General features: G+C 62.2%; 21 protein-coding genes. 9 read left to right on the top strand and 12 right to left on the bottom strand.

The window, feature by feature from the left end; genetic code table 11:
* Positions 1 to 151: 151 nt before the first annotated feature.
* On the top strand, positions 152 to 496 hold the full coding sequence (locus VMH22_02250; GenBank protein ID HTW90512.1) for a 6-carboxytetrahydropterin synthase: 345 nt from the start codon (positions 152 to 154) through the stop codon (positions 494 to 496).
* Between the two features lie 98 nt (positions 497 to 594).
* On the opposite strand, the gene VMH22_02245 is transcribed toward VMH22_02250, so the two are convergent.
* From VMH22_02245 to VMH22_02195, 11 genes are all read right to left on the bottom strand, one after another.
* Positions 595 to 2,160, bottom strand: coding sequence for a S8 family peptidase (locus VMH22_02245; GenBank protein ID HTW90511.1), 1,566 nt, complete (start codon positions 2,158 to 2,160; stop codon positions 595 to 597).
* A 6-nt stretch (positions 2,161 to 2,166) separates the two neighbouring features.
* Entirely contained in the window at positions 2,167 to 2,898 is a 732-nt protein-coding gene (locus VMH22_02240) for an Ig-like domain-containing protein (GenBank protein HTW90510.1), read from the bottom strand.
* Complete coding sequence (locus tag VMH22_02235; protein HTW90509.1) at positions 2,888 to 4,267, bottom strand: MBL fold metallo-hydrolase; 1,380 nt, start codon at positions 4,265 to 4,267, stop codon at positions 2,888 to 2,890. The genes VMH22_02240 and VMH22_02235 overlap by 11 nt, the downstream gene beginning before the upstream one ends.
* Complete coding sequence (locus VMH22_02230; protein ID HTW90508.1) at positions 4,264 to 5,172, bottom strand: deoxyribonuclease IV; 909 nt, start codon at positions 5,170 to 5,172, stop codon at positions 4,264 to 4,266. Before VMH22_02230 ends, VMH22_02235 begins: the two co-directional genes overlap by 4 nt.
* A gap of 112 nt (positions 5,173 to 5,284) precedes the next feature.
* On the bottom strand, positions 5,285 to 5,911 hold the full coding sequence (locus VMH22_02225) for a small multi-drug export protein (protein HTW90507.1): 627 nt from the start codon (positions 5,909 to 5,911) through the stop codon (positions 5,285 to 5,287).
* A gap of 200 nt (positions 5,912 to 6,111) precedes the next feature.
* Positions 6,112 to 8,310: a hypothetical protein gene (locus tag VMH22_02220; GenBank protein HTW90506.1), complete on the bottom strand. Its 2,199-nt coding sequence runs from the start codon at positions 8,308 to 8,310 to the stop codon at positions 6,112 to 6,114.
* Complete coding sequence (locus tag VMH22_02215) at positions 8,294 to 9,370, bottom strand: Ig-like domain-containing protein (protein HTW90505.1); 1,077 nt, start codon at positions 9,368 to 9,370, stop codon at positions 8,294 to 8,296. The genes VMH22_02220 and VMH22_02215 overlap by 17 nt, the downstream gene beginning before the upstream one ends.
* A gap of 134 nt (positions 9,371 to 9,504) precedes the next feature.
* A complete protein-coding gene (locus VMH22_02210; protein ID HTW90504.1) occupies positions 9,505 to 10,431 on the bottom strand; it encodes a DUF2520 domain-containing protein in 927 nt (308 codons plus the stop codon).
* A 570-nt stretch (positions 10,432 to 11,001) separates the two neighbouring features.
* Positions 11,002 to 13,686 (bottom strand): YncE family protein, encoded by a 2,685-nt coding sequence (locus VMH22_02205; GenBank protein HTW90503.1) that lies wholly within the window; start codon positions 13,684 to 13,686, stop codon positions 11,002 to 11,004.
* A 12-nt stretch (positions 13,687 to 13,698) separates the two neighbouring features.
* On the bottom strand, positions 13,699 to 16,356 hold the full coding sequence (locus VMH22_02200; GenBank protein HTW90502.1) for a hypothetical protein: 2,658 nt from the start codon (positions 16,354 to 16,356) through the stop codon (positions 13,699 to 13,701).
* Positions 16,357 to 16,530: 174 nt separating this feature from the next.
* Complete coding sequence (locus VMH22_02195; GenBank protein HTW90501.1) at positions 16,531 to 16,719, bottom strand: hypothetical protein; 189 nt, start codon at positions 16,717 to 16,719, stop codon at positions 16,531 to 16,533.
* 331 nt (positions 16,720 to 17,050) lie between these two features.
* On the opposite strand from VMH22_02195, the gene VMH22_02190 reads away from it, so the two are divergent.
* The 8 genes from VMH22_02190 to VMH22_02155 all read left to right on the top strand — a co-directional run bounded on the left by VMH22_02190 (position 17,051) and on the right by VMH22_02155 (position 24,024).
* Positions 17,051 to 17,491 (top strand): hypothetical protein, encoded by a 441-nt coding sequence (locus VMH22_02190; protein HTW90500.1) that lies wholly within the window; start codon positions 17,051 to 17,053, stop codon positions 17,489 to 17,491.
* Between the two features lie 239 nt (positions 17,492 to 17,730).
* A complete protein-coding gene (locus tag VMH22_02185; GenBank protein HTW90499.1) occupies positions 17,731 to 18,399 on the top strand; it encodes a fibronectin type III domain-containing protein in 669 nt (222 codons plus the stop codon).
* A complete protein-coding gene (locus VMH22_02180; GenBank protein HTW90498.1) occupies positions 18,303 to 18,884 on the top strand; it encodes a DUF6754 domain-containing protein in 582 nt (193 codons plus the stop codon). The genes VMH22_02185 and VMH22_02180 overlap by 97 nt, the downstream gene beginning before the upstream one ends.
* 3 nt (positions 18,885 to 18,887) lie before the next feature.
* Entirely contained in the window at positions 18,888 to 19,589 is a 702-nt protein-coding gene (locus VMH22_02175; GenBank protein HTW90497.1) for a hypothetical protein, read from the top strand.
* A gap of 108 nt (positions 19,590 to 19,697) precedes the next feature.
* Positions 19,698 to 20,522, top strand: a complete 825-nt coding sequence (locus VMH22_02170) for a hypothetical protein (protein ID HTW90496.1) — start codon at positions 19,698 to 19,700, stop codon at positions 20,520 to 20,522.
* A 6-nt stretch (positions 20,523 to 20,528) separates the two neighbouring features.
* Complete coding sequence (locus VMH22_02165; GenBank protein HTW90495.1) at positions 20,529 to 21,269, top strand: hypothetical protein; 741 nt, start codon at positions 20,529 to 20,531, stop codon at positions 21,267 to 21,269.
* A 72-nt stretch (positions 21,270 to 21,341) separates the two neighbouring features.
* Positions 21,342 to 22,664, top strand: a complete 1,323-nt coding sequence (gene tolB / locus VMH22_02160; GenBank protein HTW90494.1) for a Tol-Pal system beta propeller repeat protein TolB — start codon at positions 21,342 to 21,344, stop codon at positions 22,662 to 22,664.
* 19 nt (positions 22,665 to 22,683) lie between these two features.
* Entirely contained in the window at positions 22,684 to 24,024 is a 1,341-nt protein-coding gene (locus VMH22_02155; GenBank protein ID HTW90493.1) for a PIG-L family deacetylase, read from the top strand.
* Here the strand turns inward: VMH22_02155 and VMH22_02150 are convergent.
* Positions 24,021 to 25,178, bottom strand: coding sequence for a glycosyltransferase family 4 protein (locus tag VMH22_02150; protein HTW90492.1), 1,158 nt, complete (start codon positions 25,176 to 25,178; stop codon positions 24,021 to 24,023). The genes VMH22_02155 and VMH22_02150 overlap by 4 nt on opposite strands.
* Between the last annotated feature and the right edge of the window lie 95 nt (positions 25,179 to 25,273).

Raw genomic sequence — 25,273 nt, 5'->3', positions numbered from 1 at the left:
CTGCGGACGCCTTCGATTGTAACGCCGCCGGATGCCCTGTCAACGCCTTTGAACGTCGCGACTGACGCCGTTCGTCGTCGGCTTGACTGGCGAGCGCGACAGAGCTATCATCGCTCATGAAAGCAAGCAGAGTCATTCGCCCGTGGAGGCAATGATGTGGACCATAAAGGTGACCCGCCGGTTCAGCGCCGCGCACCAGATTCACGGAATGGGCGGCAAGTGTGAAGGCGTCCACGGGCATAACTACCGCGTAGAGGTAGAAATCAGCGCAAAGCGATTGAAGAAACCGGGGATGATTGCCGATTTCCTGGACGTCGGCAAGAGGCTGGAGAGTATCCTTCCAGACCACAAGATGCTCAATCAGGTTTACGAATCCAACCCGACGTCAGAGAACCTGGCCCGGCTGTTCTACGACGAGATGCAGCAGTTCTACCCGGTCACGCGCGTGACCGTGTGGGAAACCGACGATACCTGCGCTGTATACTCGGGCGACTAGCGTCACCCCTCACCCTGACCCTCTCCCCACAGGCGAGGCGAGGGAGACAAGGTAGGTCTTGTTCGCCCTGCAGAAGGGCGATGGAAGGAAAGAAGACCCTAGTCGAGCACGAGCAGACGGCGGACGACGCTGGACTTAGTCCCTTGTCCCTCGTCCTTCGTCCTTTGTCTCTCGTCCTTTGGGCTTACCATCACGAAGTACGTCCCGGGTCGGAGACCTGATCTGCCGGCACTGACCAGCCGGCCCGAGCCGTCGAAGACTTCGGCCTGTTGAATCCACATCGGCAAAGAGGTCCCGGCCCGGACAATCGTGGTCGAGAACTCCGTACTCTGGATTCTGGATTCTGAACTCTGGACTCTCCTGCTCGTGGAGTACGTCGCTGCCAGGTCCAGCGCCCGCTTGGCATTGACCAGACCGTAACCATACTGGACATCCCGTCCGGCCGTGCCCATGTCAATTGCGGAAGCGTCGAGTATCGCCCTGACCTGGGTTGCGCTCAATCCGTAGTTCCTGGCCAGCACCAGCGCGGCCACGCCCGCGACCTGCGGCGCGGCCATCGACGTCCCGTCCGCCCACCCGTATTGGCCGCCCGGGAAGCACGAGAGGATGCTTGTGCCCGGCGCAACAAGCTCCTGTTCCGCCCCGTAGTTCGAGAACAAGGCGAGGTGCGAGTCGGCCGAGGTGGCGCCTATCGCGATGCACTGGCCGTAGGCCGCCGGATAACCGATAGCCTCAGCCCCATCGTTGCCCGACGCCGCAATCAGCAGCACGCCGGCTTGCGCCGCGTACGAGCACGCGTCCTCGAGCGGCGTCGACGGAGCCGATGATGTCAGACTCATGTTGATGACCCTCGCGCCCTGGTCGGCGGCCCACTTGATGCCCTGAGCAACCACACTGGTCGAGCCCGAGCCGGAATCGCTCAGCACGCGCACGGCCAGTAGTTGGCAGAGTGACCAGCCCGCGATTCCCACGTTGTTGTTCCGGGTGGCGGCAATGATGCCGGCGACGTGCGTGCCATGGAAGGCCTCGCCGATGCTCGGGTCGTCCGGTTTGGGATCGGCATCGTTCCCGATGAAATCGTAGCCGAGATCTCCGGATTTGAAGTCCCCCGCAAGGTCAGGGTGCGTGTAGTCGACGCCTTCGTCCACAACCGCGACCTTCACGTCCATCGAACCGCCGGTGATGTCCCAGGCCTCGTCGGCATACATCACCCACTTGTCCCACTGGTACGGCACGAAGTAGGGGTCATTCGGCAGCGCAGCCGCAAAGACCCGGATGTCCGGCTCGAAGTACCGAATTCCGCTGGTCTGCGATGCCGACGCGGCCAGCGGGCCACTCGGGGATGCGTCGCAATTGGGGAAATCCGCTACGGCGAAACCAAGGCCGCTGTCGACGCGGACCAGGCTGCCGTCGTGCTGCGAGATCCACTCAAGTGCAGCCGCCGCCCCGCCGGTCTCGAACCCGACCACGAATCGACCCGGAACCCGGCTCGCAGTCGGACTGCTCCATGCGCTGCGGCCAGCGTAGTCTTGCCGCGACTGCGCCTTGACCGAGGTCGTCGCCGCTTCGACCTCCAGCTTCCGGGCGGCCGAGACCTCAGCCGGACCGATCGGTGCCAGTTCCGGACGCGGAAAGAAAGCAAGTAGTACAAGTATCAGGTTCATGTCAGTTTACTCCAGCACGAATCTCGCCCAGCACGTGTCAGACACAGTGCCGGCGTTGACGAAGACAAGGTAGAACCTGCCGGTAGACGTAACCGGCTCAGTCATGCTCATGTGGGAGAAGCTGTCCTGCGCGAACAGCTTGGTGTATGCCTGGCTCCCGATGTACTTCTGGTAGTTGTCGCTATCCAGCCACATCAGGCTCGACAGCGTTCCCCCGGTGACGACGATTACGTCGCCGGCAAGCGTGTCGCCGACCTGAGCGTCAAACCAGACCGCCTCGTTGCTGCCCGCGTTTACGTCGATCTCGCCGTGATACACGCTCGTCTGCCCGGCCGCGGCAATCTCGACCGCGACCGTATCGCTGTAGCCTTTGTTGCCGGCAAGGTCGTAGGCAATACAGCTCAGGTAATGCCAGCTCCGTTCCGTCAGTCCCGAGGCATCCCAGCCGGCGGAATACGGCGACGTACTGTCGGTGCCGATCAGCGACCCGTCGGCGTAGAACTCGACCTGCGCCACGCCGCTGCTGTCCGCTGCCGTGGCCTCGATCTGCACCGTGCCGTTGACCGTTGACGAATCAACCGGGTTGGTTATCCGGCACGTCGGCGGAGTAGTGTCACACCCGGCGGAAAAAACCAGCGCCGCCAACGCCAGGAAGACGACGACTGACATCGGGCCAAGGACCTGAAGCCCGGCGCTTCGGACCTCGGACCTCGGACTTCGGACTTTCCTAGAACTCATGTTCCTCCCCGATCTCCGGAATCAATACCTCGCGCACGCCGAGCCGTTTCAGCGGCTCGACCAGCGCGGTCGCCGCCTCCAGCTCGGAATGGACGATGAAGACCTTCTTCAGCCGCGATATGTTCATGGCACTGACATACTGGATGAGGCCGTCGTGGTCGGCGTGGGCGCTGAACTCGTCCATTACCTCGACCTCGGCCCGCAGCGGATGTTCCTCGCCGTAAATCCTCACCACCGGCTGCCGCTCCGCAATCCGGCGGCCGAGCGTATTCTCGGCCTGGAATGATACAATCAGCACCAGGTTCTTCGGGTCCTCCACCGCGTACTTCAGGTGATGGAGCACCCGTCCCGCCTCGCACATCCCCGAGGCTGATATGATGATGCACGGCTCCTTGCTGACATTGAGCGCCTTCGAATCCTCGACCGACTCTATATAGCGAAGCCCGGGAAAGTCGAACAGGTAACGGTGGCCGTTGAGCATCTGCAATGCCTCCGCGTCGTAGTACTGCGGGTAATTGCGATAGACCTCAGTCACCCTGCTCGCGAGCGGTGAATCGACGTAGACCGGCACTTCCGGAATCCGCTTGCTCTGTCGCAGCCGGTTGAGCGTGTAGACAATCTCCTGGGACCGTTCGACCGCGAAGGCGGGAACGACAATCCTTCCGCCACGCGCGTACACCCGATTCACGATTCCGGCCAGTCGCTCGTCCACGTCGCTGTAGTCGCCGTGCTTTCGGTTGCCGTAGGTCCCTTCCATTATGAGGTAGTCGGCCTCTGCTACCTGCACCGGGTCGTTGATAATCGGCATCTTCTTCCGGCCGAGGTCGCCGGTGAAAAGGACGCGCTTGCCTTCGACTTCGATGTCGACAAGCGCGGACCCGAGGATGTGTCCCGCGTCGTGGAGCACGACCTTGAATGGCCCAAGCTTGCGCGGCTTGGCATACGGCATTCCCTCAAGGTACTTGAGCGATTCCTCGGCATCCGCCGCCGTGTAGATCGGTTCCTTTGGCGGCTCGCCCTTCTCGCGCAGCTTCTTGTTAAGGTAGCGGATATCGGATTCCTGGATGTGGGCCGAGTCCTCGACCAGCAGCCGCGACAAGGCAACCGTGCCCTGCGTCATCAGCAGCGGGCCGCGGAACCCGAACTTCACGAGGTTGGGAATGTTGCCGACGTGGTCGATATGAGCGTGGCTGATGACAGACCAGTTGATTTCGCGGGCCTTGAACGGAAAGCTGCGGTTGGTGTGCTCCGCCTCGGCGCGGTGGCCTTGAAAGAGCCCGCACTCAAGCAGCAGCCGCTGCTTGCCCGACGTGAGAAGATGCTTCGAGCCGGTGACGGTCCGCGTGCCGCCGCAGAACCGTACCTTCACGCCTCTTCCGCCTTCCGCCCTCCGACCTTCTGCCTTCCGCACTCTGCATTCCGACTTCCAGCTTCGTCTGGTGCGATCAGGCTCCTGACGGTTCGTAAGTTCCTCAGATCATCCGCCGCGGAGTCGCGCGGAGTTTCCATCACTGCGGGCAGGTTCTTGAACAGCGGGTGGTTGACTATCAGACTGATTCCCTCTCTGCCCATCTTTCCCTCACCGATGTGCCAGTGACGGTCTACGCGGGACCCGAAGTCGGACTTTGAGTCGTTCAGATGCACGAGATGCAGCCGGCTGATACCGACCAGCCGGTCGAACTCACGGAGCGTCGCATCGATGCCGGTCTTGGTCCGGAACTCGTACCCGGCTGCGAAGGCGTGGGCCGTGTCCAGCACTACGCCTACCCGGTCACGCTGCTTCACTCCGGCGATGACCGCAGCAATCTGTTCGAATCGATACCCGACCTCGGAACCCATGCCGGCGGTGTTCTCGAGCAGGAGCGTCACGCTCTCCGGCGCGCCCGCGACTACTGCGTTCACGTTGTTCGCGATCCGGGCAAGAGCTTCCTCCTCCTTTGCGCCCAGGCCCTTGCCCATGTGGAGGATGAGGAAACGCACGCCCAACGCGGCGCAGCGCTGCGCCTGGGTGATGAGAGCCTTGATCGTCTGCTTCGCATCGGTCGCGGCAGCCGCAGGGTTAGGCAGATAGGGAGCATGGACGAATATCGGCGAGATACCGGAGTCCTTCATGCCGGCGCGGAACCTGGCAACGTCTTCGGTATCGAGTTCCGCGACACGCCACCCGCGGGGATTTGACGAGAACATCTGCATGGTCTCGCACTCGACGGCGCGAGCCAGTTCGAGGACCTTGCCGAATCCGCCGGACATTGAAACGTGGAAGCCGAATCTCACGTGCGGCTAGATACTAAGTCAACCTGACCGAAAGTCAAAAGCGCCGAGATGGAATTCCGCGTTCGAGTCGGTCAGCCTCTCCGGGGAACGCCCCGGCTCTTCGCTGTCCGGCTCAGTCCGGCCGTTTCCGGACGACCGACACGATTGCCCGCGCCAGTACGGCCAGCAGGGCGACCGAGGCGATGATGGCGCCCCATTTGCCGAGCAGGCAGAGGATGGTCACTACGCCTGCAGCCAATAGCACGCCGATGAATCCGGCCAGCATCGACCGCCAAAACGGCATGTCCATGACCACGGCCAGCACTGCCCCGGTCCACACTCCGAACCCGGGCAGCGGGATCCCGACAAAGACAGCTAGACCCCAGAACTCCGACCGGGCAACGGCCCCGCTTCTGCCCCGCGTGTGGCGGAACAGCCAGTCGAAGAAACGTTTGAAGAAAGCAACGTGGCTGAGCCAGGCGACAATCCGCTCCAGCAGCAACACCAGAAGGAACATGGGAATCATGTTCCCGACAACTGATAGCGCCAGCGTCTTCCACAACGGCAGGTGGAACAGGTTGTTGCCGATGGGTATGGCTCCGCGGAGCTCGACCACGGGCAGCATCGACACACCAGTGACGATGACCTCGGGCGACAGTCCGCTGGTTCGCAGTCTCTCAGCAATCCTCTCGCCGATTCCGGCTTGAGCAGTTCCCGCCACGGCCAGAAGCACCAGCACGGCCAAAGCGAACCGCGTCACGGTCAGGTGACGACAAGCCCGCGGCGATGGTCCCAAAACTCGAAGTCCGAAGTCAGAATGACGACTCAAACCCGAATTCCCGAATTGGGAATCCGACCCACTTCGTGCTTTCGTGCCCTCGCTGCGATCTCCGCTCCGCACCGCTACCTGACTTCCCACTTCCAGCTTCTGACTTCCAGCTTCTAGCTTCGATCTTCTCATCACAACATCCCTCTTCTCCGGCGCAGCAGCCATTCCGCGCCCGCGAGTAACGCAATCAGAACATAGGCCCAGGCCGCCCGCCGCGGGTCGAACGAGAGCCGACGACGGTACGAGCCGAGCGTGATTTCATTCCCGCCGCGGGGCAGGCTGTCCGAAGAAAAGAACCGTCCGCCGCTGGCATCTGAAACCGATCTCAGGAGTCCTTCGTTCATCCCGGTATTGGCCAGTTCTACGGCTTGTTCGGCAACCACGAACTCGGTTCTCGCCTTGCCCAGCGCCGTGTCGGACAAGCTTATCGCTGCAACCGCGTTGTACCGACCCGGTTCCAGGGCTTCGAACGTGGCTTCGTACATGCCCGCGCCGGTTTCGGTCATCGGGACCGGCAGTTCTCGGCTTCTGCCTTCCGCATTCTGACCGCTGACTTCTGACTTCGTCCGAGTGCTCGAATCCGCCGAGTCCGCACTCACACGCACCACCACGCTGAGCCGGGTCCAGGGCCGGCCGTCGGGCGCGACCGCTCTCATGACCAGCCGCACCGGCTCTCCATGGTGCAGATCCGTCTTGTCGGTCTGAAGCCGGAACGGACTCGTGTCGTGCTCGGCCAGATATCGCACTACCCCGCTGACGAGATCTGAGAGCGCTGTGCCCTGTCCCGGTGTCTGCTCCGGACCGAAGCCCCAGCGCCACATCGGGTATCCGGCGACATAGACGACCTTGCCCGTGCCCGCCTTCTCGGCGACCATGAGCGGTAGATTGTTCTCCTGCGAGGCAAGCCAGACCGTCGGGCGCGGGATATGATTCGATTCCGCCGAGGAATTGGAATTGTATCCCAAGGCGGTTCGGTTGGCGGCCGGCGACCGGCGATTGGCGATCCCCACCGGCTTTACTCCCACGAATGGCGGCACCCTGGTGAAGTCAATCGACCCGGCAATGAACCATGGCAGCACCCTGCCCTCAGCAGTCAATTCCGGAGTGAACGAACCCGCCTGCGCCGGACCGATGGTCCCATTGATGACCCGGCTAATAATCGGTCCCGGCTGGAAATCAGGCCCGGCTAGAACAAGGATGCCGGCGCCGGACTGTACGCGGTCGGCGATGGACTGCCAGACATCCGGACTGCCCGACTCGACCACGTCGTCGAGGATGAAGACGTCCGCTGCCGCGGCGTTCATCGTTCCCCGTGGGGGCTGTCCCCGTTTTCCTATAGCGTCGCCGCTTATCGCAACCAGCGATTCCACCGCTATCCGCTCGTCGCCGGTCAACGCCCTCAACATCATCCGCGTCTCGGTCGTCGGCCGGTTCGTGACATACGCGACCCGCACGCGCGAGGGTCTTACGTCGACGACGGCGCTGCGCGTGTTGTCGGAGTAATTGCTCTCCCCCATCAGGCTGTCTATCTGTGCCTCGACGACCTGCCGGCCGGGCTTGTCTATGACAAGGCGGAACGGCACATCCTGCTCGGCCGGCGCTTGCCCGAGCACGACTTCTTTCGTCTCTCCCCGGAACCTCACCCGTGCCTTCTCATTCGCAAACCCGGCAGCCGACACCCGCACCTGCACGTCCGCAGTCTCACCCGAATACACGACCGCCGGCAGCAGCAACACCTGCTCGACACTTGCGTTCCGCTTCGCGAGGCCGCCGAACCCGACCGTGTAGACCGGCACGCCGATATCGTGCGCAGCCGCTGCCGCATCGGTTTCGCCATTGTCCTGCCCGTCGCTCAGCAACACTACCGCGCCGGGCCGCGTCTTCCCTACCGTCTTGAGCGCCGCTCCAATCCTCGTCCTTCGGGTAGTCTGCGAATCTGCAATCTTCAATCTGAAATCTGAAATCCCCTTTGCCGTGTCTCCAAATAGCCACTCCTGTCTCGCAGTGTTGTTCGGTAGCGGCAGCGCCTCCGCCGCCGCAGCTGCGGCGCTCTCTGCCCCTATCGCACCCATGCTCTGCGAGACGTCGAGCATCACCGCGACCCGTCGCGGCCGCTCAACCCAGACGCGCGTGAAAACAGCTCCGATGAACACGGCCGCAAACAGCAGCAGTATCGCCAGACGCAGAACGAGCAACCCGAGATCCGCAAGTTCTGCCCCTTTTGGCCTGCCTTGTCCTTTGTCCTTCGTGTTTCGCGCTTGCCCCGCAAGGGGCCTGCGATACGCCAGTAGTCCCAGTACCAGCAGTATCGCGCTAGCGGCGATAAGCATTGATGGGCTTGGGCAGCGACTCGGGCTGTAGCGTTAGGCTGAGGCTCTCGGCGTCGGTGTTGAATTTCACGACCACGCTTGCGAAGTCGGCCAGACCATCGGCATTGGTGTCGGCGACGGCCACGACCTCGTACTCACCCTTATGTAACTTGGTGGAGAAAGAGCCGTCGGCGAGCAGCGGTGCCAGCCCGGTAGTCCGCACCGGCAGTGACTCCGTATGTGTGACTTTCAGCGAGTCGGTGAACACCCGGACTGAGGCCGACTCGGTGAAGAACACCACGCCGGGGCCGGTAATACTGTCGGGCCAGGCCGCCTTGCCTTTGACCGGGACCACGTCGAGCAGCGTGTCACTGGCAAAGTAGGTGAACGCCGAAGCCTTGATGCGGTTTCCCTCAAGGTCGGCTGCTTTCGGCTGAAGCAGAAAGTAGACGACGGCCCCGGCCGGCAGCGATTCGCGTCGGGTGAAGCTCAGTGCCTGCCAATCCGAAGACCACGACCGTTTGAACAGGGTGTCGTACTGAACCGGCACGAACAACCACGGACGGTGGCCCAGCGATTCGGAACCCAAGGACGCTGTGTCAATAGCCTTGCTGAAGCTGACCCTGACCGTCACCGCGCGTTTCTGGCGCGTCGTTCCGGGACCGGGATCGACCCGTATGACCCGGGGTGCAATCGTATCCCGTTTGGTCGAACCCATGAACCGCGCCCGGAACCGTTCGGGATTGCCGGCCTCATCCCTAACCACTCCCCGCAACTGGTACAGCTTTCGCTCCTGTATCGGCGTCCAGAGCTGCACCTCGTCGCTCTTCTTCCCAATCGAAGCTCCACGCAGCGCGAGCGTCTCGCCCGCCGAGCCGATCAGGAAGAAACTGTCGGGCCACAGCTTGGCGCCGTCAATCGCCTCATCGAACACCAGCGCGACCTGACTTCTTGTCCGGGTTTCGACGTCCTCCAGTTGCGGAGGGAAACGGTCCGGACTGGGCGGCAGCATCTTCTTGGCGCAACTGAGGACCAGCACCAGGAGCAAACCGCCCAACAAAGCTGCGAAGGTGTTTCTCATCCGCCTCTCCTGCTGGCCATGGCCTGCCAATTACTAATGTCCAATTCCCAATTCCTGACTAATGACCAACTGTGCAATACCCGGCCTTTGTCACTTACTCTTTCGTCGGGAATCAGCAACCGGTAGTCGGTCATTTACTCGTCGGCGAGCACCGCCATCAGTTTCCTGACCGCCTCCGCGTCGAGCCCTTTCCGCCCGGCCATCTCAACCAGTCGGACGGACAAAACCCGGTAGACCGGCACCAGTGCCGGCCGCCGTCGCTTCAAGGTTTTCAGGTGCGAGGCGACGGTCGAAACGTCGCCGCGCTCGACCGGCCCGGTCAGGCTCAGCCCCGCGCCCGCTGACAGAATGTTTTCGAGCACGGTCCGCGCCAGCGGCTCGAGCATCCTGCCGGCGCGCCGGCGCGAGATGCCAAGTTCGCCGGCGAGCTCATCGGCCGCGTCGAACAACGCGCTGATGAAGTTCGAGGCAAACACGCACATCGCGTGATACAATGGCCGGTCAGGCCCGCGCACCCGCACCCAGCTCCCGTGCAACTGCCGGACGAAATGACGGCCGAATCTGAGACCGGAAGCCGAGCCATCCGCGGCAAAGAACGAGCCCGGCAGGCTTCGAATCGCCTGAGAGTGACTGGAGAACGACTGCACCGGATGCAGCGCCAGCGTGCCCAGGCCCGACTCTCTTGCGCGCGAGAACACTTCCGGTCCGAACGCGCCGGAACAGTGAGCCAAGATCCTGCCGCGGACCAGCCGCTTGTGCAGGGACTGGTACTCCGACCCGACGTGCGCATCAGGCACGGTAAAGAAGAGCACGTCACTTGCCGCGGCTACGTCGTGGGTGCTGAGTCGTTTGTAGGGTAGCTTCAGGAGGCGGTAGACCATCTGAGCCTGCCGCGGTTGCAAATCAGCTATCCCCGAAATCGGATAGCCCAGCCGATGACAGTGCCACGCCATCGCGCAGCCCACTCGCCCCGCGCCGACAAATCCGACCCGCTTCCGCTCGGCGATTGGTGCGGACCGCGGTCTTCTCACGGGCAGACTGTCGCCGGAATGTGCCGCCATCGGGAAACCGAGGATAGCCGTTTATATGGAGCGAGTCAAGAAGAGTGCTGGCGTGCAGCAGAAACCGTTGCTTGCGCCAAACCCTCTCCGCACCAATATGCATCCTTCGGAAGTGCTCGGAGACGGCACACCTAATCCCAGTTTCGTATGTGTCCCCAGGAAAATCGAGCCGGTTCGTGTCCCAAGTTATTCATCAGCAATTGTTTATTGGATATTGGCGCATCTCCCCTATCCCATTCCCCCGGCTATTCTGTGAGCTGCTCTACTCGCACCCCGGAGAGCAATCGGGGTATTCGCTCCGCGGGCTACTCAGCGGGAAACCCAGCGAGTTACTTGGACGGCCGCTCGGCAGACTGCCGGGCGAGCTGACTGCTGAGGTACTCGGCGGTCTACTCGATGAGTTGCGCCGATCGCTGCTCTTCGGGTTGCCCCGCAGATTGACCGGACCGTCGCTCAGCACCTAATCCGGATAGCAGTCTGTATGGCTGTCGGGCGAGCTACCCGCTCTGCTGCTCGCAGAGCAACACGGCTGATAGCGTGCACTTCTGCACGGCAAGCCGCAGTCGCCGGTTACTCGGTCAGGACAACCTTGCGAACCGTTTGTTGTTTGCGGCCAGCCTGGTTTTGAGCTTGCACCTGGAGTTCTCTCACAAAGTACACGCCCGGTGCCAGCCCCTGAACGTCGTTCGCACCGGGACGAAGACCCAGCACCTTCCGACCGCTGATGTCGAGCAGGCTTGCAGCTTGAGGCTCGCGGCCCGGAGCCTGGGGCAGGAACAGCACACCTCGGACAATGGTCGGCAGCCCCGTGCTTCGGACCTTCGACCCCGTCGCTTCCTCGATGCCCGTATAGTTTCTCGTCCGGTACACCGGAAAGACCATGAGGCTGCCAACGAACGGCGTGCCGAGCCCGAGGTTGTTGGTGGTCGCGGTTTGAGCTTCGAGCGGGAGGGCACAAATGAAGTTCTCGCCCATGGCGAGCGAGTCGGTGCCCCAGGCGTAAGACCAGGTGATGGAATCGGTCCCGACGCCGCTGTTGACAGTCGCCCAGCCCCATTTCCCGAGAGCTGTGCCTGCGCGGTTGCCGACGCCGAGCATCGCGGTCGGGTAGGGCAGAGAGCGATTCACACCTTTGCCGGTCAACGGCGGGCGCATCAGCTGGGTTCTGTTGTCCGGCAGCGAGTCGAATGCCGCGGCCACCATAGTATAATTGAACGGCACCTCGGTAATCACGGTTGCATTGCTGCTGCCTCCGTTGGGGACGTAGACCTCGCCGGTGACCGGGTTCACCGCCACCGCGCAGGGGTTCGTACCTGCGGCCAGCATGGTCGTGGTGTTCGTCGCACCGTCGATGACCGTCACGTTGTTGGTGCCATTGTTCGCCACGTAGATCTTGTTGGTCAGCGGGTCTACCGCCACCGCATAGGGATTCGCACCGGCGATAACGCTGGTCGTATCGTTGGTCGCGCCGTCGATGACCGTCACGCTGCTGCTGCCCTGGTTCGCGACGTAGACCTTGTTGGTGAACGGGTCCACCGCCACGGCACAGGGGCTCGTGCCGGCGGCGACCGTGGTTGTGTCGTTGGTCGCGCCGTTGATGACCGTCACGTCGTCGCTTCCCTCGTTCGCGACGTAAATCTTGTTGGTGACCGGGTTCACGGCCACGGCGCAGGGATTCGTGCCTGCGGTCAGTGTTGTGTCGTACGTCGAACTGTCGATGACCGTCACGCTGCCGCTGCCGTTGTTCGCGACATAGACTTTGTTGGTGGCCGGGTTCACCGCTACGGCGCAGGGATTCGTGCCTGCGGTCACCGTGGCGGTGTCGTAGGTCGCGCAATCGATAACCGTGACGTTGCTGCCGCCGTTGTTCGCGACGTAGAGTTTATTGGTGACCGGGTTCATCGCCGCGGCGCAGGGATTCTTGCCGGTGGACACCGTGGCCGTACCGCTGGTCACACCGTCGATTGCCGTCATGTTGTTGCTGGAGTAATCAACGACGTAGATCCGGTTGGTGACCGGGTTCACCGCCACGGCCATAGGATGGGTGCCGGTGGGCACGGTGATTGTGGTGTTGCTCGTGCCGTCGATTACCGTCACGTCGTTGCTGATGCGGTCCGCGACGTAGATATTGTTAGTGACCGGGTTCAGCGCCACGGCACAGGGACTTGTGCCGACGGCGACTGTGGTAGTGGAGTTGGTCGCGCCGTCGAGCACTGCCACATCGGCGCTCATGCGGTCCGCGACGTAGATCTTGTTGGTAACCGGGTTCACGGCCACGGCATCGGGGCCCGAGCCGACGGTCAGCAAAGCCCTGGTGTTGGTCGCGCCGTCGATGACCGCCACGTCGTTGCTGATGCGGTCCGCGACGTAGATCTTGTTGGATACCGGGTTCACCGCCACGGCCATGGGGCTCGCGCCAATCGGCACCGTGACGGTGCCGTTGCTCGCGCCGTCGATCACCGTGACATTACCGCTGGCGTAGTTCGTAGCATAGATCTTGTTGGTAGCCGGGTTGACGGCCACGGCAGTGGGGCCGGAGCCGACGCGCACCGAAGCGGTATCTTTGGTAACACCGTCGATCACCGTCACGTTGTTACTGCTCTGGTTCGCCACGTAGATCTTGTTGGTAACCGGGTTCACGGCCACGGCGTAGGGTTCCGAGCCGGTGGGCACCGTAGTCGTATCCATGGTGGCGCCGTCAATGACCGTCACGCTGCTGACGTTGTAGTTCGCGACGTAGACCTTGTTGGTTACCGGGTTAACCGCCAGCGCAAACGGCCCCGAACCCACGGCCACGGAGGTCGTACTGTCGGTCGCGCCGTCAATGACCGCCACGCTGTCGACGTCGTAGTCCGCCACGTAGATCTTGTTGGTTACAGGGTTCACCGCCAGCGCCCTCGGCCCGGTGCCGACGTTCACCGTGGTTGTGTCGCTCGTCGCGCCATCGATGATCGTCACGTCACCGCTGCCCTTGTTGGCGACGTAAATCTTGTCTGTCACCGGGTTCACCGCGAACGCGAAAGGCCACGTGCCGACGTACAGAGTGTTAGTATTGTTGGTGGCGCCGTCGATGACCGTCACGCTGTTGTCGTCGTAGTTCGCGACGTAGATCTTGTTAGTCACCGGATTCGTCGCCGCGGCCCAGGGATATGAACCTGCGGGTACGGTAGTCGTGACCCAATCCGCCGCGGCGATTCCGATACAGGCGGCCACGCACGCGGCGAGCTTTCCGAAAAGATGCACTCTCGCAATCATCGTCGTTCCCCCTTACCGGGCGATGAGGACCTTGCGGACAACCTGCGCCTGTGCTTCCCGCACAAAGTACACGCCCGGCGCAAGACCGCGCACGTCATTCGCCCCCGGCATCAAATCGAGCACCTTCCGCCCACTGATATCCAGCAAGCTTGAAGCTTGCGGCCTGCGGCTTGCGGCTTCCGGTAGGGACAGCACGTCGCGGACAATGGTCGGCAGCCGCTTGTACCGGACCTCGGGTTCCGCTGCCTGCTCCAGCCCGGTCAGATATCCGGTCCGGTACACCGGGTACACCGCAAGGTTGCCAGCAAATGGTGTACCGAGACCGAGGTTGTTGGTGGTCGCGGCCTGGTCTTCAAGTGGCACCGCGTAGATGAAATTCTCGCCCATCACCAGCGAATCGGTGCCCCAGCCATAGGACCATGTGATGGAATCGGTCCCGGCACCGCCGGTGATATACGCCAGGTTCCACTTCGCCGCGGCCGTGCCCACCCGGTTACAGACGCCCAGCATTGCGGTCGGGTAGGGCGACGAACGGTTCACGGCATTGCCGGTGAAGGGCTGGTGCCCCATCTGCGCCGAGTCGCCCGGCAGCGTGTCGAACGCCACCGTCACTTTCGTATCAACCAGCGGCGTCTCGGTAATCACGGTCGCATCGCTGCTGTTTCTGTTTGTGACGTAGATCTTGCCGGTGACAGGATTGACCGCTACGGCGTTGGGGTTCGTACCTGCGGCCAGTGTCAACTTCGAGTCGGTCGCGCCGTCGATAACCGTCACGTTGTTACTGGTGAGGTTCGCGACATAGATCTTGTTGGTAATCTGGTTCACCGCCACTGCGTTGGGATTCGTGCCTGCAGTCACCCTGGTCGTGTCATTGGTCGCGCCGTCGATGATCGTCACGTCATTGCCGTAGTAGTTGGCGACGTAGACCTTGTTGGTCGCCGTGTTTACCGCCACGGCCATCGGCCACGAGTCGGCAGGCACGGGAGTCACCGCGTTGGTCACGCCGTCGATCACCGACACGCTCCGGCTGCCGCGGTTCGCCACATAGATCTTGTTGGTGGTCGCATTCACCGCAAGAGCAATGGGCACCGAGCCGACGCCCACGCTGGTCGTGCCATTGGTCACGCCGTCGATCACCGCCACGCTGTTGCCGCCGTCGCTCCCGACGTAAATCTTGTTGCTTGACGGATTCACCGCCACGGCATCGGGCTGCAGACCGACAGACACGGTGGTCATGCTGTCGGTCGCGCCGTCGACCACCGTCACATTGCTGCTATTGTGATTCGCGACGTATATCTTGTTCGTGACCGGGTTCACCGCCACGGCCATCGGCCACGTGCCGACGGTCAGTTTGGTCGTGTCGTTGGTCGCGCCGTCAATCACCGTCAGACTATTGTTGCTCGAATTCGTCACGTAGATCCTGTTGGTCAACGGGTTCACCGCCACGGCTACGGGCAACGTATCCACGGCCACGGCACTCGTCGTGTTGGTGGCGCCGTCAATCACCGTCACGCTGTCGCCGCCACGATTCGCCACATAGATCTTGTTGGTGACCGGATTTACCGCCAGCGCCCAAGGCGTCGTGCCCACCGGCACCGTGGCCTTGGGATTGGTCGCGCCGTCAATTACCGTCACATCCCCGTCCTCATAGTTCTCGCTGTACACCTTGTTGGTCACCGGATTCACCACAACGGCATTCGGCCCCGCCCCCACGGGCACGGTGCCGGTCCCGTTCGTCGCCCCATCGATAATCGTCAGCTCATCATCATCGTAGTCCGCGACGTAGATCTTGTTGGTGACCGGGTTCACCGCCACGGCCAACGGCGTCGTACCAGTGCTAACCGTGGCAGGCTCATTGGTCGCGCCGTCGATCACCGTCACGTTCTCGGTATTCGCCACGTATATCATGTTCGTGACCGGGTTCACCGCCACGGCCGTGGGGGTGAAGCCGGAATACAACGAAGCAGTGTCGCCGGTCGCGCCGTCGACGATCGTCACTTCGCCGACGTCGTAGTCCGCGACGTAAATCTTGTTGGTGAACGGGTTCACCGCAAGAGCGATGGGGGTCGTGCCCACGGTCACCGAGGACGTCTGATTGGTCGCGCCGTCGATAATCGTGATGTTGTCACTCCCGTCATTCGCCACGTAGATCTTGTTGGTCACCGGGTTCACCGCCACGGCCACGGGGCTCGCGCCGGTGGCGACCGTCGCGGTGGTATTGTTCGCGCCGTTGATCACCGTCACATTGCCGGCGTCGCCGTTCGCAACGTAGATCTTGTTGGTGGCCGGGTTCACGGCCACGGCTATGGGCCCCGCGTGCGCGGCCACGGTAATCGTGCTGTTCGTCGCGCCGTCTATCACCGTCACGTTATCGGTGCCGTTATTCGCGACATAGATCTTGTTGGTAACCGGGTTCACCGCCGCGGCCACAGGGTACCAGCCGACGGTCACCGTCGCCGTGCCATTGGTCGCACCATCGATCACTGTCACATTGTTGGAGTCGGTATTGACAACGTAGATCTTGTTGGTGACCGGGTTCACGGCCGCGGCCCAGGGACTTCCTGCGTTCACCGTTTTCGTAACCCAGTCCGCTGAGGCGGTTCCGATGCACACGGCCACGGCCGCGCAAACCGTCAGCATCCCTATCGATCGCATCCTTGCCGAAGTCATTGGCCACTCCTTCCGGGCGCACTTTACACCCGGCATTCCAAGAACATCGTACTTAACTCCGAACCCGTGAAAGCCGGCCTGGGCTCGGAACCATCCTACAATCAATGGTACGGCTGCTGTGCCGCGAAGTCAAGGCGGCATGCTGCCTGGGTCGCGACTGACGAACGCTGTGAATCACCCGGCACGGCATTCGGGTACACGGCACGCAACAGAGAACGGCCGCACGCAGGGGCGCCGGACAGGTAGAGAGACATGGTCCGGCTCTTGGGCTGCGCCGGACTGGGCTGCCTTGGACTCCACCGCAACAACCTCGTCCAGCCGCAGGCACAGCACGTCCCTGTCTTTGTCCACTTTGAGACTCATGATTGACAGCCGAGCTGTATCTTGCCAAGTACCAATACAATTTTGACACGATCAAGGCAGGGACACTGCGGGCTCACAAACGCCAGGTCCCGGTAGCGGCGAAGCGCGAGCTATTACTCAGGCGGGCCTGCTCCGTGACCGCCGATTCCTGCCTCTTGGATTGACTCAGCGCCCGCCCTCGATGAGCCAGTTGCCGTTGTGTGCGGACGCTTCACTCGCTTGTCCTTCCTGCCCTTGTCGTCCTCATGCGTTGACTTGACTGACTGGGTGACAGGACCAGTATTCGCGTGCCGGGGAACTCCGCATTGGTCGCTGGAGTGACGCGATGGGTATGAGCCTCCGTAGACGTTCCGGACTTCTCCTGGCTGTGGCGCTCTTGGCGACGGCCAGCCCGATACTGGCTTGGGATTGGAGCAATCCGATTGTCCATGCGGCCAACGTCCCGGACCGGCACGCGAGAATCGGAATCGCTCTGTTCGACATTGGGTCTTTCGGTCTCCGATTAGGGCTTTTGCAGACTGACCGAATCGGCTGCAGACTGAGATGCGGGGTTTCACTGGCCGACGTATTGCCATACCCCGGGGCAAATGAGGTGCCGACCCGTTCGCCAGCGCAGGTTCACCTCGGACTGACGATTGTATCACTGTTGCGGGAAATGACCGAGACAACATGGAGTAGAGCCCTCGACGTGTATCTGCAGCGCGACCACGCGGTTGGCAACGTGCTCGCCGGGCGCAAGTATCCCGGCCGCGAACCTCCATCTGTGTGCTGATGGCGGCATCGCGGGCTTCGGGTTGGGGCCCTGCGCCGGGGTGAGGTACCATGGGAACCGTGGCTCGGGTGTAGATATCGGTTTCAGGCCTAAACTGCTGCCCCTGAGCTTCGCGCTCGAAGAACCGCCGTGGTCGGTTAACCCCGACTCCATAGGGCCGCCTTCAACTCCGCAATTCCACGTCTCCCATCTCCTCCAATTGACTCTGCACTTCCGCTTTGTAAGCTTGTTCCCGTTCAGTGCTGACACTCCCCTGTCTCTTTCTGGTCGCAATCCTCGGGCTCGCGCCTCCGGATTCGGTGAGGGCGTGTGACACGCCCAATGACCAGGGCCAGTCCATCAGCCTGACCTGGGCCGCGCCCGCGGGCGAGTCGCTCTCGTTCACCGGTTATCTGATACTGCGCTCGACCGGTCCCGACTCCGGTTTCGCGGTCATCGGCAACGAACCCGCAGCCCGCACCGAGTACATGGACAACGACGTACAGGACGGCGCCAGGTACTATTACCGTGTCGCGGCCTACAGCGAGGCCGACACGGCGCGCAGTGTCATCGCGGGCCCGGCGGTGTCCAGCGCCCAGTGGTTTAACACTTCCCGTTTGAACATCCTGGTGATGACCATCGTCATCTGCGCCATATTCATGTACTATACCCAGCGGGCGCGCGCGGGCGCGAAGATGTTCATCCGCAAGATCGCCGGCCTTGACGCGATCGACGACGCACTCGGCCGCGCCACCGAGATGGGGAAGCCGATTCTCTTAGCTTCGGCCTCGGCCAAATCACAGACCTTGTTGTTATCGCCGCCCTGCCGCTCTTGCGCAAGATTGCCAAGAAGTCGGCCGAGTACTCGACCCGGCTGCTCGTGCCCAGCTCCGACCCGATTGTCATGTCCGCCGCGCAGGAAACGGTGAAGGAAGCCTACACCGAGTCCGGCCGGCCCGATTTCTACAGCGCCGACAACATCAACTTTCTCACGAGCGACCAGTTCGGCTATGCGGCCGGCGTGGATGGCGTCATCCTGCGCGAGAAGCCAGGCGCGATATTCTGGCTCGGCTACTTCTATGCCGAGTCGCTCATCATGGCCGAGACCGGCCATTCGGTCGGCGCCATTCAGCTCGCGGGCACGACCGAGCTCACCCAATTGCCGTTCTTCGTCGCCGCCTGCGACTATACGATGATCGGCGAGGAGATCTTCGCCGCGTCCTGCTATCTCCGGCCCGAGCCGATAATGCTCGGCACCCTGAAGGGCGAGGATTTCATCCGTTTCTGGCTGATTGTGCTGACCTCAATTGTGGTCGTCATCGGCACGGTCGACGCGATTGCGAACCACCGGGTCCATTTCCTGACCAGCCTGTTCGAGCGGCTGGTGGCCTGGGCCACGCCGGCCTACGAGTAGCCGATGCTGAAGCGCACCGTCCCGCTGGTCATCGTCTTTATCACCGCGGTCGTACTGATTATCGCGTTCTTCATCCCGCACAAGCCTTTCGGCGACTTGGAGACGCGGTTCCTTAACTGGACGGCAATCGTCTCCGGATTCACGCTGCTCCTCGGTCTGGACTCGCTCACCAAACACCATCTCGTCAAGGTCTGGCGCCGGCAGCCGGGCTGGCCCTACAGCCTGATGCTGGTGCTGTCGCTTGCCGTTACCGTCACACTCGGTCTCTATTCCTGGTTCAAGTACCGGAGCCCGTTCGACTTGCGCGCGCCGTTCATGTGGCTCTACACCTTCATGATTATTCCGCTGCAGTCGACGATGTTCGCGAGCCTCGCGTTCTTCATATTCTCCGCCGCCTACCGTGCGTTCCGCATCCGCAACTTCGCCGCGACCCTGCTCTTGATCGCGGCCTGTCTGGTGATGATCGGCAACGTGCCGCTGGGCAGCTCTTTCTGGCACGGCATTGGAAGTATCATCCACGCCATCATCCCGGGCGTGGACGTCGCGAAGTTCACCAAGCTTGAGGGCTTCGCATCCATCAAGGACTGGCTTATGTCGATCCCGCAGGCGGCGGCCTCGCGCGGTATCAACATCGGCCTTGCGCTCGGCTCCATCGCCATGTCGCTGCGCATCATCCTCGGCATCGAACGAACATACATGTCCTGAGGAGAGGAAGATTAACCACAAAGACACCAAGAACACCAAGAGGATAGGGTCCGGAATCCGGATTCGGACCTTTGTGCCTTTGTGTCTTGGTGGTAAGAATCCGACCCCATGAAGTTCTGGGAACGCCTCGGCTCGGTCGACCGTCGTATCCTGTACCTGCTCCTCTCGCTGTCGGTGGCCTTGCCGCTCATACTCAAGCCCAAGACCAAGGTGCGAGTCTCGGAGCCGGTGCGCCAGGCCTATGAGACCGTGGACAAGCTGCCGGCCGGCTCGGTGATGATGATTACCATCGACTATGACCCATCGTCCGCGCCCGAGGTCCAGCCGATGCTCATCGGCCTGCTCCACCACGCGTTCCGCAACAACGTGAAGGTAGTCGTCTGCGGCCAGCTCCCACTGGGCCTGCCCCTCGCCGGAATCGCCCTCACCCAGGTCGCGCCCCAACACGGCAAGGTCTACGGCAAGGACTACGTGAACCTCGGGTATCGACCCGGCTACACGGCGCTGATGGTCGGCATCGGCAAGGAAATCCGGGACTACTTCAACACCGACTACAAGGGCGTGCCCATCGACTCGTTCGAGTTCATGCGTTCGGTTCACACCTACCGCGACATCGGACTTCTGGTCGTGCTCGCCCACGGCGCGACCGCCGACGCCTGGGTCCAGTTCGCCGGCGGCCGGTACAACGTACCAATCATCATCGGTTGTACCGGCGTCAACGCGCCGGGCATGTACGTGTATCTGCGTGCCCACCAGATAAGGGGCATCATCGGCGGCCTGCAGGGCGCATCCGAATATGAGGCTCTCGTCGAGAAGCCCGGGTCAGCGACACTCGGCATGCCGGCCCAGTCCGCGGCCCACGGCCTCATCATCCTGCTGCTGGTCATCGGCAACCTCGGCTACATCGTCTCACGCCGGAAACCGAGGAAATAGATGATAATGAACATCATCGGCACCTGGGTCGCGGCGACGCTGACCATTGGCATCCTCTCGTTTCTTTACAAGGATAATCCGCTGTACAAGGCGGCCGAGCACCTGTACGTCGGCACGTCGGCCGGGTTTGCCATCATCTACTCGTGGGCATTCGACGTCTACCCCATGCTCGTAGAGAAGTTCAACAGCAACGTCGCCGCCCACAATCATGTCGAGGCGTGGATTCTGCTCGTCCCCGCGGCGCTTGGAGTCATGCTGCTCTCCCGCTCCAACCTGACCCTGCCCGCCCTCGCCGCGCTCAGCCTGCTGATGCTCATTTTCCGCCAATTCAGTGTGATTCTCATAGTTCTCGCGGTGATGTGCATCGCCATGTTCATCCCCACCTTGGTGAATCCGCGTATCGAGTGGATATCACGCTGGCCCATCGCGTTCACGGTCGGCATCGGCTCCGGCCTGGGGATAGCCGCGTCGATCCAGGGATTCCTGTTGCCCCAGATTTCCGACACGCTCCGTCCCCTCGTCAACGTCAATAACATCGTCGTCTTTGTCGGCTGTTTTGCCACGCTCTTCTACTTCTACTTCTCGAAAGAACACAAGGGCGCCCTGGGCGGGGTTTCGCGTATCGGCATCATCTTCATCATGGTCGGATTCGGTGCGTCCTTCGGTTACACCGTGATGTCCCGTATCTCGCTCTTGATCGGCCGGTTCTACTTCCTGTTCCACGACTGGCTGCCGATTATCCGCTAAGTGCAGCGAAGCCCAAGCAAGGAAGCCCCAGCTCAAGCCCGGAAATCGGGGCTGTGGCCGAAGCTTGTTCTTGTGCTTGCGCTTGCGCTCCCCGCCATCGCTCAGCAGCAGCCTCCGCTTACCCCGGCGCCGACGGTCGAGGTGCCGGCTGAAGAGCTGTGGCTCAAGCTGACCTCGAGCGGCGGCAGGAAGAGGATGGACATGGTCATCGCCGACTTCCAGGCAGAGCCCGGCGCCGGGCCAGCCGCCTTCTCCCGGTTGCACGACATCCGCTCGGTTCTTGTGGCGGACCTGAAATTCTCCCTCCACTTTTCCTTCGAGGAACCCGAATCCGGGCGCGCGTATGCCTTTGCCACTGACGAAAAGAAGATCGACCTGAAGGGCTGGGGCACGACCGGCGCGCAGATTCTGATATGTGGCGACCTGGTCACCAGACGGTCAGGCCAGCAGGTGCAGCTCCGTCTGTACGACCTCGACGTAAGCCGACTGATTGCCACGAAGTCCTATCCCATGGTAGAGCAGTGGCGTTGGCTGGCGCACCAGATGGCGGACGAGGTCATCAAGCTCCTGACACCGGACGATGGTGTCAGCCGCACGCGAATCGCCTTCTCTCGCGCCATCGACCGTGACACCAAGGAACTCTGCGCGGTCGACTACGACGGCGCGGGAACGAACCGACTCACCAACTCGGGCGGGCTCAAGCTGTTTCCCGCCTGGGCTCCATCCGGTTCGACCCTTGCCTACTGTACCTACGGTGCGAGCACGCTGAATATATACACCTATGCCATGGAAACGGGCAAGTCGACGCTTGTCAGCGCCCGAGCCGGGCTTAATACCACACCCGCCTTCTCACCGGACGGCCGCACCATCGCCGTCTCGCTCGGCTTCGAGGGCAACCAGGAAATCTACACGACGAGCCCGGGCGGCAAGGACATTACCCGACTCACCAACGACAAAGCCATCAACATATCTCCGAGCTGGTCGCCGAACGGCCGCCAGATCGCATTCGTGTCGGACCGAACCGGCTCACCCCAGGTCTACGTAATGAACGCCGACGGAACAGACGTCAGACGGCTGACCTTCGAGGGAAGCTACAACACTTCGCCGGCCTGGTCACCGCGCGGCGACCTCATAGCCTTTGTCCAGCGCCAGCCCGGCGGCACCAACCAGATCTGCGTCACCGACATCAACGGCGACACGTACATGCGCCTGACTTCGGGCATGAACAACGAGGACCCCTGCTGGTCGCCTGACGGCCTCCACATCGCCTTCGCGTCAAACCGCACCGGGCCGTTCGAAATCTACACGATGGACTGGACCGGCGCCAACCAGCGCCAGGTCACAAACGTCGGGGGCGCCTATTCCCCGGCCTGGTCACCCCGCCTCAGCCGTTAGAACAAATAGTGAAGAGAGAATGGCGAAGTGTGAATACCTGATCCGGGTTTCACTCTTCTCTCTTCTTACTTCTCTCTTTGCCGGCCAGGGGCTTGCCGTTGGCCTCGACACACTTCACCTCCAGCCCAATGAACGCATCCTCATTGTAGCGCCGCACCCCGATGACGAGGTGCTGGCCTGCGGCGGACTGATACAGCAGGCGCTCGCGCTCGGCGACTCGGTCTGGGTTGTCTACGTAACAGCCGGTGATGGTTCCTGGACATCGGCCTGGCGCGTCACCGGTAACATGTCCCCGGGCCCGAAGGACTACCTAGAACTCGGCCGCACCCGCATCAAGGAAGCCAGAGCCGACGCTTGCCTGCTCGGTCTCGACACCACACAGCTTGTCTTCCTCGGCTATCCTGATGGCGCTATGGACCAGCTTATCTTCGAACATTACTACGACAAAGTGCCGGTGACGTCTCCGCACACCAGGGTGACTCACAACCCGTATGGTTGCGCCGGGCACGACTACGTGGGAGAAGCCGTGACGGAAGACCTGTATGACCTGATCGCCGGGCACCGTGCCGACCTCGTGATCTTTCCCCATCCTCTGGACGTCCACCCCGACCACTGGGCAGCGGGTGCGACCCTCGCGCCCATCATCGGGCTATGGCATCTGCGCGAAACCGGGAAATTCCCCGCAGCATACTACTATATCGTCCACCGTCCGCACTCTCCGAGCCTCAACCAGCAGGACGAACTCAACCCTCCCGAGGGGCTCCGCGGACCCGGACAAGTCTGGTACACGCTGCCGATTAGCACGCAGGAAATCATCAGAAAGCGGGCTGCACTCAACAGTCACTGGAGCCAGTTCACCGAATTCGGCCTGGCCGACCTCAGCGGCTACGTCGCACGGAACGAGCTGTTTGAACGGGTCGAGAACGACAGTGGCACCGCAAAGGGCGATGCGCCGGCGTTGGGGTTCATGCCCGTGCCGCGGATTGACAGCCTCACCGCGTCCCTGCCTCGCGGCCAACCCAAGGTGTTCAGGCTCTATCTGGCGCGCGCGCCCGTGCCGGGATTCAACTACCGACTGTATGTATGGTCGCGTGGGCCGGAGCAGGTGGCGCGGACCATCGATATCAGGAAAGACTCATCGAATGAGGCGCAGGCCCTGGCCGAACCGGCGCGTACGGACTCCGCACCGCTCATTGCCAATCCGATCTGCACGCGCGCGGGCGGAACCTGGACCGTCTATCTGCCGGCAACGTGGTTCGATTCAGATGACATGGTGTTCTTCGCGGCCGCTGTCCGCTGGAAAGGGAAGCTGGTCAACCATACTGCGGTAGGTTCGGTGGTCCGCCAGGGAATACCCTAGCCGGCAATCAGCTCGCGATAGAACTCAGCCGTCTCGGCCGCGACACGCGGCCACGAGAACCTCTCCTCCACGCTCCTGCGCGCCGCCCGACCCAGCCGTTCTCGGAAACCCTGGTCCGACACCAGCCGCGCCAGTTTCTCACTGAAGTCAGCCGGCGAGTCGGCCAGTAGCCCGGTCGCGCCGTCAATGACGAAGTCCCTGACGCCCCAACGCCCGAATGCGACCGACGGTAGCCCGCAGGCCATTGCTTCGAGCAGCGATATGCCGAACGCCTCACCCCGGGACGGAAGCGCGAAGGCGTCGAGCGTATTCAGCCACGAAGCTACTTTGTCGTATGGCTGAGGGTCGAGCAGCCGTATTGCGCCGGACGAAACCCGCGCTCGCTCCTCGACGGCGCCGCGCAAGGGGCCGGGCCCGGCAATCAGCAGCTTCAGTGCCGGCCTCGCTTCATGCAGCCTCGCAAACGCGTCGAGAAGGAAACTTATGCCCTTTGCCGGATGCAGCCTGCCGACGTAGCCGAGCACGATATCATCATCGGTAAAGCCCAGCTCCGCGCGCAGACGTGTGCGCTCAGCCGGCAGCGGCTTGAACTCATCGGTGTCCACGCCATTGGGAATGACGCGGATCGACCCCGGGAATCCGACTGACTCTTCAGCGCAGGCGTGGCTGACGGCGATCAGACCGTCCGCCCGCCTGACCAGCAGCTTCGTCACGGCGACGAGCAGCGAACTGAGCACCACCGGCTTGGTACGAAGCACCGAATGTCTGGTCAGTACCGTCGGCACGCTCCGCCGTCGTGCCGCGGCCAGGGCCTCGTAGACAAGGTACGAACCCTCGCTCTGGCCGTGCACGATGTCAAAATGGTCATGGTCAAGCAGAGCCTTGAATGAGGCGATCGTGCGCGGATCGATCGCGATGTCGTGCTGGTGGAAAACGATGAGCCCGCCGGCCAGCCGGTGAACCGGCACGGGCGATTCAACCTGACTCTCAACGTGACACGAGGCCGGCGGCAGTTGGTGCGTGACCACCACCACGTCATGCCCCAGCCGCTTCAACTCGGACGAGAGATGCAACACATGGTTCTCGATTCCACCGACGGAGGGCAGGTACGCGTCGGTGACAATGCAAACCCTGAGTGGCGCGGTGCTTGGCATCCCCCAATCCTACGCCCGGTTGCGACAGAGTCAAACCGAAGCTACCACGGCAAGCGAGCGGGGCCCGGAGGCCCGGCTCATCTTGTCAGACAATG

This window comes from bacterium, from assembly GCA_035505375.1.
Lineage (GTDB): Bacteria > Hydrothermota > Tepidihabitantia > Tepidihabitantales > Tepidihabitantaceae > UBA2258.
This window is presented reverse-complemented; position numbering and strand designations above follow the sequence as displayed.

Coding starts and splice junctions, on each gene's coding strand:
- VMH22_02245 (HTW90511.1), bottom strand. CDS start 2,160: ATGAACCTGATACTTGTACTACTTGCTTTCTTTCCGCGTCCGGAACTG.
- VMH22_02190 (HTW90500.1), top strand. CDS start 17,051: ATGAGCCTCCGTAGACGTTCCGGACTTCTCCTGGCTGTGGCGCTCTTG.
- VMH22_02205 (HTW90503.1), bottom strand. CDS start 13,686: ATGATTGCGAGAGTGCATCTTTTCGGAAAGCTCGCCGCGTGCGTGGCC.
- VMH22_02150 (HTW90492.1), bottom strand. CDS start 25,178: ATGCCAAGCACCGCGCCACTCAGGGTTTGCATTGTCACCGACGCGTAC.
- VMH22_02200 (HTW90502.1), bottom strand. CDS start 16,356: ATGACTTCGGCAAGGATGCGATCGATAGGGATGCTGACGGTTTGCGCG.
- VMH22_02195 (HTW90501.1), bottom strand. CDS start 16,719: ATGAGTCTCAAAGTGGACAAAGACAGGGACGTGCTGTGCCTGCGGCTG.
- VMH22_02250 (HTW90512.1), top strand. CDS start 152: ATGATGTGGACCATAAAGGTGACCCGCCGGTTCAGCGCCGCGCACCAG.
- VMH22_02220 (HTW90506.1), bottom strand. CDS start 8,310: ATGCTTATCGCCGCTAGCGCGATACTGCTGGTACTGGGACTACTGGCG.
- VMH22_02215 (HTW90505.1), bottom strand. CDS start 9,370: ATGAGAAACACCTTCGCAGCTTTGTTGGGCGGTTTGCTCCTGGTGCTG.
- VMH22_02155 (HTW90493.1), top strand. CDS start 22,684: ATGGCGAAGTGTGAATACCTGATCCGGGTTTCACTCTTCTCTCTTCTT.
- VMH22_02240 (HTW90510.1), bottom strand. CDS start 2,898: ATGAGTTCTAGGAAAGTCCGAAGTCCGAGGTCCGAGGTCCGAAGCGCC.
- VMH22_02210 (HTW90504.1), bottom strand. CDS start 10,431: ATGGCGGCACATTCCGGCGACAGTCTGCCCGTGAGAAGACCGCGGTCC.
- VMH22_02170 (HTW90496.1), top strand. CDS start 19,698: ATGAAGTTCTGGGAACGCCTCGGCTCGGTCGACCGTCGTATCCTGTAC.
- VMH22_02165 (HTW90495.1), top strand. CDS start 20,529: ATGAACATCATCGGCACCTGGGTCGCGGCGACGCTGACCATTGGCATC.
- VMH22_02175 (HTW90497.1), top strand. CDS start 18,888: ATGCTGAAGCGCACCGTCCCGCTGGTCATCGTCTTTATCACCGCGGTC.